The organism is Streptococcus mitis, from assembly GCF_000722705.1.
GTDB classification, from domain to species: Bacteria; Bacillota; Bacilli; order Lactobacillales; family Streptococcaceae; genus Streptococcus; species Streptococcus mitis_P.
Window position 1 is genome coordinate 210,157 of record NZ_JPFW01000008.1, and the last position, 17,839, is coordinate 227,995.

Genomic DNA, 17,839 nt, shown 5'->3' on the forward strand with positions numbered 1-17,839 from the left:
GCCTTTGTGGTAGACTATTTGAGTAAGTATTGGAAGATTACTCAAGAGGCTTAAGAGGCCGTGTTGGAAACGCGGTAGGCGTGTAACAGCGTGCGTGGGTTCGAATCCCATGTCTTCCGTGGAAAAGAAAAATTATTTTAAGGATGCGACAAATGTTGTATCCTTTTTTTGTATACCTTTTTTAAAAAAGAGGGTCTGTTTTAGGGTCTGATTGTGACTCCTTTGTTGTATCCTTTTTTCGAAAAAGAATGCCAAGGAATACCAAAGACAAAAATAAAAAACGTTGATTTAACAACGTTTTACCAAGGAATGCGAAAGAATGCAAAGGAATAATGGAGCCGGTGGGAGTCGAACCCACGTCCAAACACCTGCCAACATATTTGTCTACAACCATAGGTTATGTATTATTTTAACAGTCCCTCGACACATAACTCAAGCCTAGAAACTGCGAGTCTATCAATCTCTTATCAAGTCGCTAGACAAGACTTGATCGTATCTCGCTAATAATAAGACCTGTCATTGAACACGAGCAATCCAAATCGGGTCACGCCTGCTGTTTTTTAGGCAGCTAGAGCGTAAGAAGTGTTATTTTTTGCAGTTATATTTAACTGAGCGTTTACGTCGCCACACGAGTCGCAAAATATGCCTCATAATGCCTGTCGAATCCGTAACGACCCCAAAAGACAATAAAACCATTATACCTTATCTAACTCAAAAATGCAAAAAGTAAAGCAACTAACTACAAAAGATAGTCTTTCAAGGCTTTTGTCAAAACCTGATAACCAGCAACACTGAGATGCAACCCATCAGTTGTATATTCTTTTTTTAGTTGGCCTGCTTGGTCTGTCAAACTATCAAAAACTGGCACAAATTCCACCTGCATATAGGCAGAAGCAAGCTCTTGATAGGCTTGATTCCAGTTCCGAATTTTTTCATTCGTTCGGATATAAACCGTCTGCTTGTACTCCTCTCCCTCATTGACTGGCAAAATGGAAAGCAATTTAATCTCAGTCAATGGATAATCGCGAGCAATGGATTGTATGATAGCCTCGAGGTTATTGAGAGCCTCATTCACAGGCACATCTTTTCCGATATCATTTGTCCCAATCAAAAGGACAATTTTATCTACTGCACCACCGTATAGATGGGCATCAAGGTTCTCTAGCAACAGCCCTGTCTGATAACCTCGAATGCCTCGATTGACAATCGTCTTTGCATTCCCAAATAGTTCCTGCAGAGGGTAATACTCAACAATGGAATCCCCAATAAAGAGAATGTCTGGTTCTACAACAGAAACCTGATTTAAGTGACGATACTTGGTTTGGATTTTTCCCTGTTCCTTTAGGAGCCAATTTTCTAATAGCTGTACTGCCACTTCATTCTCCTTTTTCTAACCAGTTTTCCAAGACTTGATAAACTCCTCCTTGGCTGTTAGCTGGTGCTAAAGCAGTCGCCACAGCTTTGGCCTTGTCATCAGCATTTTCCATCGCATAGGCAATTCCAGCCATTTCAAGCATTTCAACATCATTTTCACTGTCACCAAAAGCCATGATTTGTTGGGGGGTCAAGTCCCAACGCTTGAGTAATTCTTCCAAGCCCCATGCTTTATGAATCCCAGCTTGGAGGATATCAATGCAACCATAGCCACTCGAGACAGCCCGAACACGACCATCAAAGAGGTCATTAATCTCTTCCAAGACCGAACTCAAACGCTCCTCACCAACTACCATACTCATCTTGAGCACACCACCAAAGAGGTCAGAAGTTAATTCATCCACAAACTGCATCCGTTGATAGAATTTTTCAATCATTTCTGGAGTCATAAAACTTTCAAGTTCTGTAAAAATCGTACCTTCTTTGACAAAACCACCCTTCATACCCGTTACAACAAATTGATTTTGACACTCTCGACCCTTGAAATGAGCCAAAGCCTTGTCGACAATAGCATCATCCCAAGTCTGAGCTTGAATCAGTTCATTGTTTTCAAAAATACGAGCACCGTTGGCAACAACCAGAACCACTCGATCCACCAAGTGCCCCAGTAGTTGCCTCATGCGGTGAATTTCATTGCCCGTCGCGATGACAAAACGAATACCCCTTTGATCCAACTGATCTAAAATCTTTTCCAAGCGTGGGAGATCAAGCTGACCTCTAGCATCCAGCAAGGTCCCATCCATATCTGTCGCAATTACCTTAATAGTCATTTACTTTCCTCTGGATTCAAGCTAATCCCACTTCAATCCTACATGTTCGTTCATTTCTTTATAGGCTGTATCAATTCGTTCCTTAGTCGCTTCATCTAATTGGTCACGATGACTTCCACCCTCGATAAAATCTTCTAAGATATAGGTTTGGTAAAGGAAGAGTGGATAACCTTCTGGAGAATAGGTTCCTTTTGGTGTACGGTTTACCCAAGAAGGATGTGCTTTAGCAGTTTCGATTGTCGTCTTACCAGCCTTTTTCTTAATGGTCACATCCATGAGAACGCCACGCTCTGTCCACTTAGCATTCTCTTCATCTTGCATAGTTTCGATTCGTTGATTGGAAATGAAGTTCCCCATTGAATAGATGATGAGTTTCTTGTCTCCATCTTTTTCAACCGTTTCAGATGGTTCAACTACGTGAGGGTGCCCTCCAAAGATAATATCCGCTCCCCAATCAATCATCTTGTGATAAAGAACTTTTTGTTCTTCAGTTGGTTCCAAGCGATACTCCACCCCCATCTGAGGCATGATAATGGTGATATCCGCTTCCTTCTCTGCTCGTTCAATTTCAGCCTTCATCTTGTCTTCATTTAGGTCTGAAAGATAGCGGTTATAGTCTTCTTGAGAAATACTTTGCTCAATTCCATTAAATCCATAAGAATAGGCCAAAAGTGCCACCTTAATGCCGTTCACTTCCTTGATAACCAGAGGTGCTTGATCACGTGACTCATGCGTATATACTCCAATAGGTGTCATTCCTGCCTTTTCAATAGCATCTGCTGTTGAGACCACACCTTCTATTTGTGAATCTAGGATATGGTTATGCGCCAAGTCTAATACTTGATAACCGGCATCCTTGATAGCATCCATGACTTCGCCAGGTGCATTAAAGAGAGGATAACCCGCCAAATAGTGGTCCTTGTTTACCGTACCTTCAAAATCACCTATAATTAGATCTGCTTGTTTGAGCCATGGCTTCACATAATCAAAATTTTCATGAAAATCATAGGTTCCATCTTCTTTTAAGGCAGAACGATAAATCGGAATATGATAGAGGAGATCACCGTTGGCCATAATTCTTGCAGTTTTTTCCTCTTCCTGATCTTTAGTATTTTGATTGGTCTTATTAGCTTCTTGAGAAATGGCATCCTTTTTTTGACTGGTTAAAGGGATTCCTTGGAAGCTTTCAAACAACAAGACCAAGCCCATTGATAAAGCAACTGCTAGCAAGAGTATCGCCACAAATCCCTTATTACTCCACTTGCGATAACTCCTTAAAAAGTTTACCAAGCCCTTCATAAAACGAAAAGCTGAACCACGCTGATTTCGATCTTGTCTTCTTTGCATCTTCATTCTCCCTACTTTCTTATGCAAGCCTTTTCTTTTTATTATATCACAGATAAGTAATTCTTTCACAATTGAATCGAACCTACTAGGCATTTTCTATAAAAGCTCGATACCGTAATGCTTCCAATCCTTGTCATTTTGTGTTATCATGTAGAGGTAATGAAAGGAGAGAAAATGTCTGCTATAGAACGTATTACAAAAGCTGCTCACTTAATTGATATGAAAGATATTATTCGCGAGGGGAATCCAACTCTACGCGCAGTTGCTGAGGAAGTCACTTTCCCCCTATCTGACCAGGAAATCATTCTCGGAGAAAAGATGATGCAATTCCTTAAACATTCCCAAGATCCTGTCATGGCTGAAAAAATGGGGCTACGAGGTGGGGTTGGACTTGCTGCTCCCCAATTAGATATCTCCAAACGTATTATCGCTGTTTTGGTGCCTAATATTGTTGAAGAAGGCGAAACTCCTCAGGAAGCCTACGACTTACAAGCCATTATGTACAATCCAAAAATCGTCTCTCACTCTGTTCAAGACGCTGCTCTTGGCGAAGGAGAAGGTTGTCTGTCTGTTGACCGCAACGTACCTGGCTATGTTGTTCGCCATGCCCGCGTTACCGTTGACTACTTTGACAAAGATGGAGAAAAACACCGTATCAAACTCAAAGGCTACAACTCCATCGTTGTTCAGCATGAAATTGACCACATTAACGGAATCATGTTTTACGATCGTATCAATGAAAAAGACCCATTCGAAGTTAAAGATGGTTTACTAATTCTTGAATAAAGAAAATCCCGTTGCAAGACGGGGTTTTGTGTTATAATAGAGGCATGAAAACAAATGATATTGTCTATGGCGTTCACGCCGTTACCGAAGCCCTCCTTGCAAACACAGGAAACAAACTTTACCTCCAAGAAGATCTCAGAGGTAAGAATGTTGAGAAAGTCAAAGAACTGGCTACAGAAAAGAAGGTGTCCATTTCTTGGACTTCAAAAAAATCCCTCTCTGAGATAACTGAAGGTGCTGTTCACCAAGGTTTTGTTCTACGAGTGTCCGAATTTGCCTATACCGAGCTGGATCACATCCTTGCCAAAACACGTCAAGAAGAAAATCCACTGCTATTGATTCTGGATGGTCTAACTGATCCCCATAATCTAGGCTCCATCCTGAGAACAGCCGATGCGACCAATGTTTCAGGTGTCATCATTCCCAAGCACCGTGCTGTCGGAGTTACTCCTGTCGTTGCCAAAACGGCCACAGGTGCTATTGAACACGTTCCAATTGCCCGAGTAACCAATCTGAGTCAAACTCTAGACAAACTCAAGGATGAAGGCTTCTGGACCTTTGGAACGGATATGAACGGTACTCCTTGCCATAAGTGGAATACAAAAGGGAAAATCGCCCTCATCATCGGAAATGAAGGAAAAGGTATCTCTAGCAACATCAAAAAACAGGTCGATGAAATGATTACCATTCCCATGAATGGACATGTTCAAAGCCTCAATGCCAGTGTTGCTGCAGCCATTCTCATGTACGAAGTTTTCCGAAATAGACTATAAAAAAGTTTCCAGTCATCTGATTGGAAACTTTTTTATGATTAACTATGTTCGGTGATAAACTTGTAAGCTTCTTGACCCGCGATAGCCCCATCTCCAACTGCTGTTGTTACTTGGCGAAGGTCTTTCAAGCGAACATCTCCAACCGCAAAGATACCGTCAACTGCAGTTTTCATGTGGTTATCTGTCACAATCCAGCCAGCCTGATCTTGAATATTCAATTCTTTAACAAAATCGCTAACAGGGTCCAAACCAACATAGATAAAGACACCACCGAAGGCTTGCTCTGTCACTTGACCTGTTTTCACATTTTCAAATACGACAGATTCTACTCGGTTTTCACCCTTGATTTCCTTAACTACAGAATCCCAGATAAAGCTGACTTTCTCATTAGCGAAAGCACGGTCTTGTAACACTTTTTGGGCACGAAGTTGGTCACGACGGTGAACAATGGTAACAGTCTTGGCAAAACGAGTCAAGAAGAGGGCTTCTTCTACCGCTGAATCTCCGCCACCAACTACCAACAAATCTTGGTCACGGAAGAAAGCTCCATCACACACGGCACAGTAAGAAACACCACGACTGTTCAGTTCTTCCTCTCCAAGCACTCCCAAAGGACGATGTTTAGAACCAGTCGCTACGATAACTGTTCGAGTTTCATATGTTTGGTCATCAGTAATCACTTTCTTAAAATCACCATGATCTTCTACATTTTCAACATAACCATAAATGTGCTCAACACCAAGATTTTCAAGCGGTTCAAACATCTTTTCAGCCAATTCAGGTCCACTAATATTAGCGTATCCTGGGTAATTTTCGATATCCGATGTATTATTCATCTGACCACCTGGCAGACCACCTTCAATTAAACCTACTTTGAGATTGCTTCGAGCAGCATACAGAGCTGCAGTCATTCCTGCAGGACCAGCACCGATAATAATAGTATCGTACATATAGATTCCTTCTTTCTTGTTGTAACTATCTTTATTCTAACTCTTTCTTGTCAATCAAGCAAGGATTATGCTTTGAAAACAAGAATTAAACTCATAACCGCAAAGGATAATACTGGAACAACCAAGACCCCAATCATAATCATATCATAGAGATGGGCTTGGCGAGCCTTGGCTGTCTTATCAACTCCTGACATGGCTCTCAGTCCAATCCAAATCCCTAAAAAAATCAGGACGAGGATGGTGGTCAAGATCAAACTCTCGAAATATAAAGAAAATAGTTGCAGTAGCATGATTTCTCTCATTTCTATCTTTTTTAAAGAGTAAACTCAGCTAGTCCAGCTAACTGAGTTTTTCTTTATCTATTATATCAAATATAAGTCCGTTTGTAACTAGCGAAGAATTCTTTTGTCCGCTCTTCTTTAGGATGGTGGATAATCTCATCCGGTGTTCCAGACTCAATGATTTTCCCCTTATCTAAGAAGAGAATCTTGTCAGCCACTTGGGCTACAAAGGACATGTCATGACTGACCAAAATCATGGTCTGACCTGACTTCGCAGCATCTGCAATAGATTTTTCTACTTCACCAACCAATTCTGGGTCAAGAGCTGAAGTTGGTTCATCTAAGAGCAAGACATCTGGTTTCATGGCAAGGGCACGCGCCAAGGCCACCCGTTGCTTCTGTCCACCTGATAAATGGCGAGGGTAATGGTTTTCACGGTCAGAAAGCCCAACCTTAGCCAACTCTTCCTTGGCAATCTTAGTTGCTTCTTGGTCAGATAATTTCTTAACCACAACCAAGCCTTCTTTCACATTATCAAGTGCTGTGCGGCGTTCAAACAAATTAAACTGTTGGAAAACCATTGACAGCTTACGACGTAGGGCAAGGATTTCTTCTTGAGTGATTTTAGAAAAATCAACTGAGAAATCATCAATCTTAATCGAGCCACTATCAGGAGTTTCAAGATAATTGAGACTGCGAAGGAAGGTTGATTTTCCAGCTCCTGAAGAACCAATCAAGGCTACGACTTCTCCTTTTTGGATATCCAAGTCCAGATGATCCAAGACAGTCTGTCCTGAAAAGGATTTGCTTAAATTCGAAATCTTAATCATTAACGAAGGTCTCCTTTCACATCTGTTTGCACTGTATCAGGTGCGGAAATAGCCATTTTCCTCTCGATGAAACGACCGAGGCTTTCAATTCCGATATTGACTACCCAATAAACAAGGGCAACGGAGATGAAGCGTTCAAAATAGCGGTAATCAGCTCCACCCAAAATCTGAGCTTGGGCAAAGACTTCCACAACACCCGCACTAAAGGCTAGAGAAGTTCCTTTGGTCAAACCAATTAGGGAATTAATCAAGGTTGGAGTCGCCACAACGGCCGCATTTGGAATAATCACGCGACGATAAACTTGTGCTCGAGTCATCCCCAGACTGCGTGCTGCCTCAATCTCACCAGGATTAACTGAGAGAATGGCTGCACGAATGGTTTCACTGGCATAAGCAGCCTCATTAAAAGCAAAGGCTACAATCGCAAAAGCAGCAGCTGGAATGGCATTGATATTGAGACCAGTTCCCCATTGCTGATTGAGGGCTTTCAAAGCCAAAGGAATTCCGTAGTAGGTCAACATGAGTTGCACCAAAATCGGTGTCCCTTTGAGGAAACTAACAAAGAAGGCCTGCAAGGGATATAAAATTCTGACACGATTGATCTTCACAATGGCAAAAATCAGCGCTAAAACCAAGCCAAAAAGGGCACCACCAATGGTCAACATAATCGTTGTTGGAAGTTGTTGGACAATTCTTGGAATCCCATCAAAGGCCGAACGCAGACTAAACAGCTTGCCATCCGGAATCAATTGCATCAAGTTTTGGTACCAATCTGATGCTAAAATCGTTGTAACATTCATAAAAACATCCTCTCCTGATAATGATTCATTCTACCATACTTCTGCCGTCAATGAAATTATTTGCTACGGTCAGATACAGACTTTGTCTACCTACTAGTTTATCATACTTTGAAACAGGGAGGTTATATATTTTATCTATCAAAGAGATAGATAAAAACTATTTCAATCCCAATTCTTCGTAAGCTTTTCGATAACCGATTTGCTTAACAGTTCCATTCTCCACTAGAATCGGTCGTTTTAATAACATACCGTCGCTTGCTAGCAATTCAGCTGCTTCTTGGTTTGACAGACTTCCTACCTTATCTTTTAGTCCTAGTTCACGGTATTTGATTCCACTAGTGTTGAAAAATTGCTTCAATTCAAATCCTGAGGTTTCTAGCCAATTTAAAATGACTTCTTGGCTGGGTGTTTCTTCCACGATATGGACGGCTTTGTAGTCCACACCGAGTTGGTTTAATTCTTGTTTTGCTTTTTTACAAGTTGAACATTTTGGATATTCGATAAATTCTAACATGTGTTTCTCCTTCTATTTGTTTGTATCTTTAAAATCTGCGCCTTCACTCTCCAAGAGCCATGCCTTCTTTTCCACTCCTGCAGCATAACCTGTTAGACGCTTGCCAGCTCCTAGCACACGATGACAAGGTACTAGGATAGACCAAGGATTGCGCCCCACTGCTCCACCAATTGCTTGAGCAGAAGCCACTTGCAGGTCTTGGGCAATTTGTCCATAGGTCACTGTCTGGCCATAAGGAATTCTCTGTAAATAGGACCAAACCCGCTTTTCAAAATCCGTCCCGATTGGAGCCAAGGGCAAGTCGGATAAAGCCTGAGACTTGCCTTTAAAGTAATCATCTAAACAAGCAATAACTGAATCTAAAATAGGATGACTAACAACTGCTTCTATCGTCTCATATCCTAGTCCCCTCTCAAAATGCTTCTGGTCCTGCACCCAAATGCCATACAGATATTGCTCGTCAGCAACCACGGACAAGGTTCCTATTGGCGAAGTGTAGAGTATTTTTGCATACTTCTTTTGCATTATTTCTTTAATTTTTGATAGGCCAAGCGTTCACCATCTACTGGCACCTTACCGACCTGTTTAAAACCGAGTTTTTCAAAAATATGTTGCATGGCCTTGTTTGCAGCATGCGTATCTGAACGAAAATCTAGATAATCAAAACCTTCAATCAATCCTTCTAGAAAAGTCTGTGCAACTCCCTGTCCCTGCACATCTGCTGCCACAGCAATACGGTGAAAGACTAGGTACTCTGACTCTCCAGCTTGCCAGTTTCCCTCATAAATAGCTTCATATGCCTCCTCTGGACTCTTGGTCACAGCAGCATAGGCTAGTAGTTCTCCCTCTTCCAAGGCTACATAGGCTTGACCCGAGATAATATCATCGATAATAATGTCTGTATTTGGATAGCCATTTTGCCACTGGTCACTACCAGCATCTGCTAAACATTTCTTGGCTTCCTCAATTACCTGCATAATGGCATCTACTTCATTTGGAAAAGCTAAACGAATCTCCATCTTTTGTCCTCTTTTCTGACTAGTTTCTCTCATCATAGCATAATTTAATCCTTTTCACAAGCAGTTAAAACTTGACTTTCTGTTTTTATTATTTTATAATCTAGTTATTAAAACTAGATAAAAAGGAGTTAAAAATGAAAACTACCTTTTCCTACCCAAAATGGGCAGAAATTCCAAATATTGACCTCTATCTGGACCAGGTTTTGCTCTATGTCAATCAGGTCTGCGCCCCTATCTCTCTTGATAAAGACAAGGGCCTAACAGCATCCATGGTCAATAATTATGTCAAACATGGTTATCTGACAAAGCCTGACAAGAAAAAATACCAACGCCAACAGATTGCCCGTTTGATTGCGATCACAACCCTCAAGTCTGTATTTTCTATTCAAGAAATAGCTCATACCCTCAATACTCTCCAAAGTCAAGCCAGCTCAGACCAACTCTACGATGCTTTTGTGAACTACATGAACAATGGGATTAATCCAGAAAATCCTATTATCCAAAGTAGCTGCCAAACCGTTAAACTCTATCATCAAACTCTAGCTTTAATCCATCAGACTGAAGAGGAGAAAATCTAATGAATACTAGTCTTAAACTCAGTAAACAACTCAGTTTTGGAGAGGAGATTGCTAATAGCGTGACTCATGCCGTAGGTGCAGTCATCATGCTCATCTTACTCCCCATTTCATCCACCTATAGTTATGAGGCACACGGATTTTTATCATCTATCGGTGTTTCCATTTTCGTCATCAGTCTATTTCTCATGTTCCTCTCGTCAACCATTTACCACTCTATGGCTTACGGCTCAACCCATAAATATGTGTTACGAATCATTGACCATTCTATGATTTATGTTGCCATTGCTGGCTCATACACGCCCGTCGTCTTAACCTTAATGAATAACTGGTTTGGCTATCTGATTATTTCCATTCAGTGGGGAACGACCATCTTTGGTATTCTCTATAAAATCTTTGCTAAAAAGGTCAATGAGAAATTTAGCCTTGCTCTTTACCTGATTATGGGCTGGTTGGTTCTAGCTATCATTCCTGCCATTATCAGTCAAACGACGCCAATTTTCTGGAGCCTCATGGTAACTGGCGGACTTTCTTATACAGTTGGAGCTGGATTTTACGCCAAGAAAAAACCTTATTTCCACATGATTTGGCATCTCTTTATACTAGCCGCATCTGCCCTCCAATACATTGCCATTGTTTATTATATGTAAAAAAAAGACAAGGTTTTTTATCCTTGCCTTTTAGTTTTAGTACTACTTTGGTTTCAATGTCAATAAGTGTGTTCTTTTTGAATCAGTAACTATTCCAATTTATCTATCTTGAAATAGATAAAATCCCTTTGTAATACTATAAAAAATAACTAACAAAGAAATAACTATAAGACTCGGTTGCCAGAAACCTGATATATCCACTAAACTACGGCCTAAAAATTGGCCAATAAAGCTAACTAAAATTAAAATAATTAAATTGAAAATTGCTGAGACTAATAAAATTAACACCGAATGTATTATTGCCTCGCCTATACGTATTTTAAAGAGTTGTAATCTTGACACTCCCAGTGTCTTTAACTGTTTAATGTCCTCAATATCTTTATTAGAAGATAAAATTGTAAGAGAAATAGAATTAGTAATAATCAGAATAATTGGAGCAGACATATAAGCAATAAAGGAAGCTCTTGCTTCGTTTACTCCGTTTGCTGTATTCATGAATGAATACATATTTTGGGTGTAAAGAATAAACCCAGAAATGAGAGTTACTCCCATGCTCATTGAAGTTTGTATACTTTTCAAATAGCTAGGATTGGATAGTAGATTCCAAAAGCCTGTATTAATTACATAATTTTCAGTTGGAAATATCCTCATTAAAAATTTTATTAGAAACACTTGAATTGATGGAGATAGTGATTGAATAATAAGGATGTGAATAATTAATAAAAATAATATTATGCTTGACTGTGTTGAAATTATTTCTTTGTTTCTGCTAAAATCTGCTGAAACAATAAAACCTATACATAGTAACCATAGGAATAAACGAACAGAGATGTTAACAAAACCAGTTACTGTAACTTTTCTTTTTTCTTTTTGGTTTTAATATTGATGATATTTTAAGTATTCGACTTGAATAAAAGTAATCCCCTATCCCGACAATTGTTGGTACTATAAAAACACTCAATAAAATTGATTGAATGTTGGCTGTAATAACTAAATCAGGTAACTCATATCTTCCTAATAAATTTTGTAAAAATTTGTAGTAACTATCTGCCATGATAAATGAAAGTATTGTACCAATACTACTAACAATCACTGCCATTAAATAAAACTGTCCAGATACTAATAAAGATAGCTGAGTTCTGCTTGCGCCTAAGATAGTCCATAATTGGTAATCCTTTTTAAAGATATCTATTAGCAGTCTTATATTATTTGAAATAAGGAAAAATAGAGTAGTTCCGCCAAAAATTATTAGCATTTGAAAAAGTTGTGAAGCGTTAATATTAGCAGTCTTTATTGAACTAGCAATACCAAATAAAGATGATCCAACAATTAGGCTAGATACAAATAGTAATGGTATCGTTCCTAACCATTGTCTTTTTGAGTACTGAAATTGGTAAATGATTAATTTTAGCATAATAACTCCTCCTCAAATTAATCTTTACTACTTTCAAGTGCTTGGTAGAGCTCATCAGCTGAAGGTTTAACAATTTGTCGAGATATTTTTCCGTCTTTTAAAATGAGTGCTCTGTCAGTTTTTGAAGCCAACTCAATATCATGAGTGACCATAAGAACACATTTTCCTTGACTCGCTAAATTACGAAGTGTTTCAAATATAAGTTTTCTTGAGACGCTGTCCAGAGCTCCTGTTGGCTCATCAGCAAAAATAATTTTACTATCAGCTATTATTGCACGAGTAATAGCCACTTTTTGCTGTTCTCCACCTGATAAGGTAGCAACTAATGATGATAGTTCTGCTTTAAAATTCAAACCATCCAACATTTTTTTTACTTTATTGCTATCAACACTCTTTCCTGAGAGTCTCAGAGGAAGTGTAACATTTTCTAGTACAGGTAGAGCGGGTACCAGATTATAGTTTTGAAAAATAATTGCAATATCTTGTCTTCTAAATTTAGCAAGCTTCCCTTCTTTTAAGGTATATGGATTTACACCATTGATAACAACCTCGCCACTTGTTGGTTCAGATAAACTTGATAAGCAACTTAGCAAAGTAGACTTTCCAGAACCACTGACACCAAGTATTGATACAAATTCCCCATAATTGACAGATAAAGAAACATCTTTCAAAATAGAGACAGTTTTGTCTTGCCCTAACAAAAATTCTTTTGAAATGTTTGAGACTTTAACAGCTACATTATTAAGCATAATAAATCCTCCTGATTCCAGTGTCATATTTGATTTAATTATACAATATTGGAATTCTATTAATATCAAGTAAGTAACTTATGAAACGTATTTTTAATGGATAAAATTTCTATTTCCTCTGGATCTCGAATAAAGGTCTTTGGCGAACTAAGAATTTTCTCTATTACCATAATAGTATCATAAATTAAGCTTGATTGAAAGCGTAAACATAGCTTTATTAAGAGGTACAGCTATTCTATACAAAATTTAGACATAAAACTTAGGTATACTTAATAAATGAGAATTAAAGTTAGCTATAACGAAGATAGTAGCATATGTAAAACTCTAAGCAGGCTCTGCCTGCTTAGAGTTTTACAATCGAATTTCCCAAAGAGGAAGCAAGATGAAAGCCGTCATTGCTTGTGCTCATAAGATTCTCAGAATCATTTACAAACTACTCTCCACCAAGCAGACTTATCAAAAAGAAAAGGCGCTAGGACTGAGGAAACAGTTCTAACGCCAAAACTAAAAAAATTTCAATTACAGTATAGCACAGGAAGTGATTTTTTGAGCTTTTTTACTGTCTTTTTTCTTTACACATTTCGATAAAGTACTGGTGCAAGCGAACATCATCAGTCAATTCTGGATGAAAAGAGGTTACCAGCATATTTTTTTCTTGGGCTGCAACGATTTGATTATCAACTATTGCTAGAATTTCTACACCCTCTCCAACACTACTGATAATTGGACCACGGATAAAGGTCATTGGAATCTGACCAACTCCCTTACATTCTGCTTCCGTATAGAAACTCCCTAGTTGGCGCCCATAAGCATTGCGCTCAACCACCATATCCATAATTCCTAGATGATGCTCGTCCTGAGAAGTAATTTTCTTAGCCAGCAAAATCAAGCCTGCACAAGTTCCAAATACTGGTAAACCAGATAGAATGGCTTCTCGAATGGGAATCAGCATGTTCTGATCACGTAAGAGCTTGCCCATGGTTGTAGACTCCCCACCAGGTAATATCAAACCTGACAAGTCATTCTGATGCTGCTGAAAATCATCTAAATTTCTGATTTCAACACTCTCGACACCTAATTGATCTAGTACTTTTGCATGTTCTGCAAAGGCCCCTTGCAAGGCCAATATTCCGATTTTCATCTATTTTCCTCGCTCAGCCATGAGGATTTGGATCTCATTTTCATTGATACCAACCATGGCTTCTCCTAAATCTTCAGAGATTTGAGCCAAGATTTGAGGATTTCGGAAATTAGTTACCGCTTTGACAATGGCACCCGCTCGTTTAACAGGATCTCCTGACTTGAAAATACCTGAACCGACAAAGACACCCTCTGCCCCTAATTGCATCATCAGCGCAGCATCTGCTGGCGTTGCAACACCTCCAGCTGCAAAGTTTACAACTGGTAATTTTCCATGCTCATGAACGTATTGAACCAATTCTACAGGGACTTGCAATTCCTTAGCAGCAACATAAAGTTCGTCCTCACGTAGATTTTGAATGCGGCGAATTTCCTGATTCATCATGCGCATATGACGAACGGCTTGGACGATATCTCCTGTACCTGGTTCTCCTTTTGTACGAATCATGGAAGCTCCCTCAGCGATACGACGCAAGGCTTCACCCAAGTCCTTGGCACCACAAACAAAAGGAACTTGAAATTCTTTTTTGTCCACATGGAAACGGTCATCAGCTGGAGATAAAACTTCACTCTCATCAATATAGTCAATCTCAATAGCCTCTAAAATCTGAGCCTCAACAAAATGCCCGATTCTGACCTTGGCCATCACTGGAATACTCACCGCTTCTTGGATTTCCTTAATCATCTTTGGATCGCTCATGCGGGAAACTCCACCAGCTGCACGAATATCAGCTGGAATCCGCTCCAAGGCCATAACAGCTGCCGCACCAGCAGCCTCTGCAATACGGGCCTGTTCAGGATTTTGCACATCCATAATTACACCGCCCTTGAGCATCTGTGCCAAGTTTTTATTTAATTCATATCTATTTTCAGTCATTTGTTTTATCCTCATCATTTGTATTGGTAGCTACCATTTCATTTTAAGTCAGAAAAGGATGAACCTCAAGATAAAAAAATCATAATTGTATGGGTACAGAGTAATACTCAATGAAAATCAAAGAGCAAACTAGGAAGCTAGCCGCAGGTTGCTCAAAGTACTGCTTTGAGGTTGCAGATAGAACTGACGAAGTCAGTACCCATACCTACGGTAAGGCGAAGCTGACGTGGTTTGAAGAGATTTTCGAAGAGTATAACTAAAAAACTATCTGACCTTAACCTAAGGCCAGATAGCTCATTCATTTTTATTTTTCAGCTGTAAGAGCAGCCATTGTGATGTAGTTGTATGGTTTGTTGAAGTGTGGCAAGAAGAAGAGGTCTGTCAAGGCCAATTTATCAATTGTCACATGCTCTTGGATAGCAAGTGAGAACATATGAATTCCCATGCTAATTGCAATATCATGTGAAACCATTTGGGCACCAAGAATTTCACGGCTATCTTTGTCAAATACAATCTTAATCGCTACTTCATGGTTGTCATGTTTCATGAATTCTGGTTTTTGAAGATCGTTAAAGCCTGTTTCAGTCGCATTGTAACCTGCTGCTTTAGCTTTTTCAAGAGTCAAACCAGTTGAAACCATGTGAAGACCGTAGATTGAGATACCGTTTGATCCTTGAACACCGATTCCTTCCAATTCATGTCCACAAGCGTTGTAAGCACCAACGATACCAGTACGAACAGCATTTGAAGCAAGGGCGATGTAACTTGTGTCTTTACGAGCGTTGTCATAAACAGTCGCACAGTCACCAACGGCAAATACACCAGGAAGTGAAGTTTCTTGTTTCTTGTCTACAAGGAAGGCACCGTTGCGGAAGAGTTCAATCTTACCATCAGCAAGAGCTGTGTTTGGACGGAAACCAACTGCAAGGATAACCATGTCCACATCGAAAGTTTCTTTATCAGTAATCAAGCGTTCAACTTTACCATCACCTTCGATTGCTTTAACAGTTTGACCAAGCGCCAAGCGGATGTTGTGATCTTCCAAATTCTTCGCCATCATTTGTGTGAAGTCTTTGTCATAGTAACCGTTCAAGACAGTATCAACGATATCAACAAGGACAACTTCTTTTCCAAGACGTTCAAAGGCTTCAGCAAGTTCAACACCGATGTAACCACCACCTACAACGGCGATACGGTCAAGGTGCTGGCTCTTGTCAGCAAGTTTGTTGATCACTTCTTCAGCGTTTTGGTACAATTTTACGAATTGTACGTTTTCAAGAGTTGCTTTAAATTCGCGGTTTCCTTTAACAATTTCAACACCTTCGATTGGTGGCAAGATTGGTGTAGAACCTGTAGCGAAAATCAATTTCTCGTATGATTCTTTGTGCTCTTTTCCTTCAACTTCTGCTGTAACTACTTTGTTATCATAGTCGATTGAAAGAACTGGTGAGTTCATGTACACTTTAGCACCTTTAGCTTCCAATTTTTCTTTATCAGAATAGAACAAGCCTTCAGCACCGTCAATTTGTTCACCAATCCAAAGGGCCATTCCACATCCTAGGAAAGAGATGTTAGAGTTTTGGTCAAATACAACGATTTCGTTCTCATTGCCAAAATTATCCAACATAGTATTAATACATGCTGTACCAGCGTGGTTAGCACCAACTACAACGATTTTACTCATAGAAAAATTCCTACCTTCAATTTTAAATTTACTCTTCTAGTATAACATTTACTGTTAGCGTTTACAAGAGTTTTGCTAATTTTCCTGATTTTTTGTAAAAAAATGTAAATAATCTGTATTTTATCAGCCTTTCTTACAATTACTCTTTATTTTCTGAGCATATTTCTTGACAACTTTACAAATTTTATTTGTGAAAACGCTGACTTTATGGTATGCTAGTATTATGGAAAGAAAATGTAAGAGGTTAATTTTGCAAAAAAATTACTATATTTCAACCTTCTTTTCATAAGAGAAAGGAGTTGGTAGCTTGCCTCTTAGTTCACATTCTGAACGGCTAATGGGAACTACTATCACTATTTCATTAGTAGATGAGCGAGCCGATATCTTGCTCCAAAAATCCTTTGATTTGCTCAAAGAGCTAGAATACCGCTTCAATGCCAATAGTCAAGAATCTGAGTTGATGGAAATCAATCATCAAGCTGGAATAGCCCCAGTCACGGTGCATCCAGACCTGTTTGAACTGATTTCACTTGGATTAGAGCATAGCCTAGCGCCCTCTAGTCATCTCAATATCAGCATTGGTCCCTTGATTCAAACCTGGCGCATCGGTTTTTCAGATGCCAAAGTTGCCCAACCTCAAGAAATTGAAGAGGTTCTCCCTTTAATCAATCCTCAATATATCGAGTTAGATTCTTCTACTTCCACTGTGTTCTTGAAACAGAAAGGAATGAAGATCGATCTTGGCTGTTTAGCAAAGGGATATAGTGCGGATAAGGTTGCCCAATTTCTGAGAGAAGAGAGAGTCACTTCTGCCTTGATCAATCTGGGAGGGAATATCCTGACCATTGGAAAAAATCAGACAAGAGGAAATCAGCCTTGGCAAATCGGGATTCAAGACCCAGCCAATCCTCGGGGAAATCACTTAATGACCATCCCTGTTGTCAATAAATCTGTCGTGACTTCAGGCATTTATGAACGTCACCTGACAGTCGATGGAAAAGATTACCATCATATTTTTGACAGCCAAACAGGATATCCTGTTGAGACGGAACTAGCTAGTCTAACAATCATCTCTGATAAATCAGTCGACGGTGAAATCTGGACAACCCGTCTATTTGGAGAAAGACCTGCTTCTATCCTCTGGCAAGTCGAAAGTTTGGAGGGCATCGAAGCTATCCTCATCGATAAAGAAGGTCACCTAAGCTGTTCTTCAGGAATTCCTACTCTATAGAAACAACTGTTTCAA

Annotated in this window: 19 protein-coding genes, 1 tRNA gene, 1 other RNA gene and 1 pseudogene; 6 read left to right on the forward strand and 16 right to left on the reverse strand. The window is 39.5% G+C overall.

All coding sequences use genetic code 11. From position 1 onward, the window contains the following. Positions 1-31: 31 nt before the first annotated feature. Positions 32-119 (forward strand) — tRNA-Ser (locus SK642_RS06165). Positions 120-330: 211 nt separating this feature from the next. Here SK642_RS06165 and ssrA read toward each other — a convergent pair. From ssrA to SK642_RS10090, 4 genes are all read right to left on the reverse strand, one after another. Next, positions 331-678: a transfer-messenger RNA gene (ssrA, locus tag SK642_RS10085) on the reverse strand. A gap of 61 nt (positions 679-739) precedes the next feature. Beyond that, positions 740-1,375: an SGNH/GDSL hydrolase family protein gene (locus SK642_RS06170; protein ID WP_033683882.1), complete on the reverse strand. Its 636-nt coding sequence runs from the start codon at positions 1,373-1,375 to the stop codon at positions 740-742. A 1-nt stretch (position 1,376) separates the two neighbouring features. After that, on the reverse strand, positions 1,377-2,204 hold the full coding sequence (locus tag SK642_RS06175) for an HAD family hydrolase (protein ID WP_033683884.1): 828 nt from the start codon (positions 2,202-2,204) through the stop codon (positions 1,377-1,379). Positions 2,205-2,225: 21 nt separating this feature from the next. Continuing rightward, positions 2,226-3,551, reverse strand: coding sequence for a CapA family protein (locus SK642_RS10090; protein ID WP_080708973.1), 1,326 nt, complete (start codon positions 3,549-3,551; stop codon positions 2,226-2,228). A gap of 174 nt (positions 3,552-3,725) precedes the next feature. Here SK642_RS10090 and def point away from each other — a divergent pair, with 174 nt between their 5' ends. Both def and rlmB read left to right on the forward strand, forming a co-directional pair. Continuing rightward, positions 3,726-4,337, forward strand: a complete 612-nt coding sequence (gene def / locus SK642_RS06190; RefSeq protein ID WP_001272937.1) for a peptide deformylase — start codon at positions 3,726-3,728, stop codon at positions 4,335-4,337. A 44-nt stretch (positions 4,338-4,381) separates the two neighbouring features. Continuing rightward, positions 4,382-5,110: a 23S rRNA (guanosine(2251)-2'-O)-methyltransferase RlmB gene (rlmB, locus tag SK642_RS06195; protein ID WP_033683885.1), complete on the forward strand. Its 729-nt coding sequence runs from the start codon at positions 4,382-4,384 to the stop codon at positions 5,108-5,110. Positions 5,111-5,148: 38 nt separating this feature from the next. Here rlmB and trxB read toward each other — a convergent pair whose 3' ends face one another. From trxB to SK642_RS06230, 7 genes are all read right to left on the reverse strand, one after another. After that, positions 5,149-6,060 (reverse strand): thioredoxin-disulfide reductase, encoded by a 912-nt coding sequence (trxB, locus tag SK642_RS06200; protein ID WP_033683887.1) that lies wholly within the window; start codon positions 6,058-6,060, stop codon positions 5,149-5,151. A 65-nt stretch (positions 6,061-6,125) separates the two neighbouring features. Then, entirely contained in the window at positions 6,126-6,350 is a 225-nt protein-coding gene (locus SK642_RS06205) for a DUF4059 family protein (protein ID WP_000926599.1), read from the reverse strand. Positions 6,351-6,427: 77 nt separating this feature from the next. After that, positions 6,428-7,171: an amino acid ABC transporter ATP-binding protein gene (locus SK642_RS06210; protein ID WP_033683889.1), complete on the reverse strand. Its 744-nt coding sequence runs from the start codon at positions 7,169-7,171 to the stop codon at positions 6,428-6,430. Then, positions 7,171-7,971, reverse strand: coding sequence for an amino acid ABC transporter permease (locus SK642_RS06215; RefSeq protein WP_033683891.1), 801 nt, complete (start codon positions 7,969-7,971; stop codon positions 7,171-7,173). Before SK642_RS06215 ends, SK642_RS06210 begins: the two co-directional genes overlap by 1 nt. 157 nt (positions 7,972-8,128) lie before the next feature. Beyond that, the gene (locus SK642_RS06220; RefSeq protein ID WP_000889091.1) at positions 8,129-8,485 is read right to left on the reverse strand and encodes an arsenate reductase family protein; all 357 of its coding nucleotides are present in this window, start codon (positions 8,483-8,485) and stop codon (positions 8,129-8,131) included. 12 nt (positions 8,486-8,497) lie between these two features. Then, the gene (locus SK642_RS06225; RefSeq protein WP_033683893.1) at positions 8,498-9,010 is read right to left on the reverse strand and encodes a methylated-DNA--[protein]-cysteine S-methyltransferase; all 513 of its coding nucleotides are present in this window, start codon (positions 9,008-9,010) and stop codon (positions 8,498-8,500) included. Then, positions 9,010-9,504, reverse strand: a complete 495-nt coding sequence (locus SK642_RS06230) for a GNAT family N-acetyltransferase (protein WP_033683895.1) — start codon at positions 9,502-9,504, stop codon at positions 9,010-9,012. The genes SK642_RS06225 and SK642_RS06230 overlap by 1 nt, the downstream gene beginning before the upstream one ends. A 134-nt stretch (positions 9,505-9,638) precedes the next feature. On the opposite strand from SK642_RS06230, the gene SK642_RS06235 reads away from it, so the two are divergent. Together SK642_RS06235 and trhA are read left to right on the forward strand one after the other, a co-directional pair. After that, positions 9,639-10,082, forward strand: coding sequence for a DUF1836 domain-containing protein (locus tag SK642_RS06235; protein WP_033683897.1), 444 nt, complete (start codon positions 9,639-9,641; stop codon positions 10,080-10,082). After that, positions 10,082-10,729: a PAQR family membrane homeostasis protein TrhA gene (gene trhA, locus SK642_RS06240; RefSeq protein WP_033683899.1), complete on the forward strand. Its 648-nt coding sequence runs from the start codon at positions 10,082-10,084 to the stop codon at positions 10,727-10,729. The genes SK642_RS06235 and trhA overlap by 1 nt, the downstream gene beginning before the upstream one ends. 99 nt (positions 10,730-10,828) lie before the next feature. Here trhA and SK642_RS10940 read toward each other — a convergent pair. From SK642_RS10940 to nox, 5 genes and pseudogenes are all read right to left on the reverse strand, one after another. Then, positions 10,829-12,143, reverse strand: a pseudogene (locus SK642_RS10940) (beta-carotene 15,15'-monooxygenase). Between the two features lie 17 nt (positions 12,144-12,160). Continuing rightward, positions 12,161-12,892: an ABC transporter ATP-binding protein gene (locus SK642_RS06255; protein WP_033683906.1), complete on the reverse strand. Its 732-nt coding sequence runs from the start codon at positions 12,890-12,892 to the stop codon at positions 12,161-12,163. Between the two features lie 556 nt (positions 12,893-13,448). Next, positions 13,449-14,033: a pyridoxal 5'-phosphate synthase glutaminase subunit PdxT gene (gene pdxT, locus SK642_RS06265; protein WP_033683909.1), complete on the reverse strand. Its 585-nt coding sequence runs from the start codon at positions 14,031-14,033 to the stop codon at positions 13,449-13,451. After that, positions 14,034-14,909 (reverse strand): pyridoxal 5'-phosphate synthase lyase subunit PdxS, encoded by an 876-nt coding sequence (pdxS, locus tag SK642_RS06270; RefSeq protein WP_033683916.1) that lies wholly within the window; start codon positions 14,907-14,909, stop codon positions 14,034-14,036. 304 nt (positions 14,910-15,213) lie between these two features. Beyond that, positions 15,214-16,593, reverse strand: coding sequence for a H2O-forming NADH oxidase (nox, locus tag SK642_RS06280; protein WP_000036781.1), 1,380 nt, complete (start codon positions 16,591-16,593; stop codon positions 15,214-15,216). A gap of 307 nt (positions 16,594-16,900) precedes the next feature. Between nox and SK642_RS06285 the strand changes: the two genes are divergently transcribed. Beyond that, complete coding sequence (locus SK642_RS06285; RefSeq protein ID WP_033683926.1) at positions 16,901-17,824, forward strand: FAD:protein FMN transferase; 924 nt, start codon at positions 16,901-16,903, stop codon at positions 17,822-17,824. Positions 17,825-17,839: the final 15 nt, after the last annotated feature.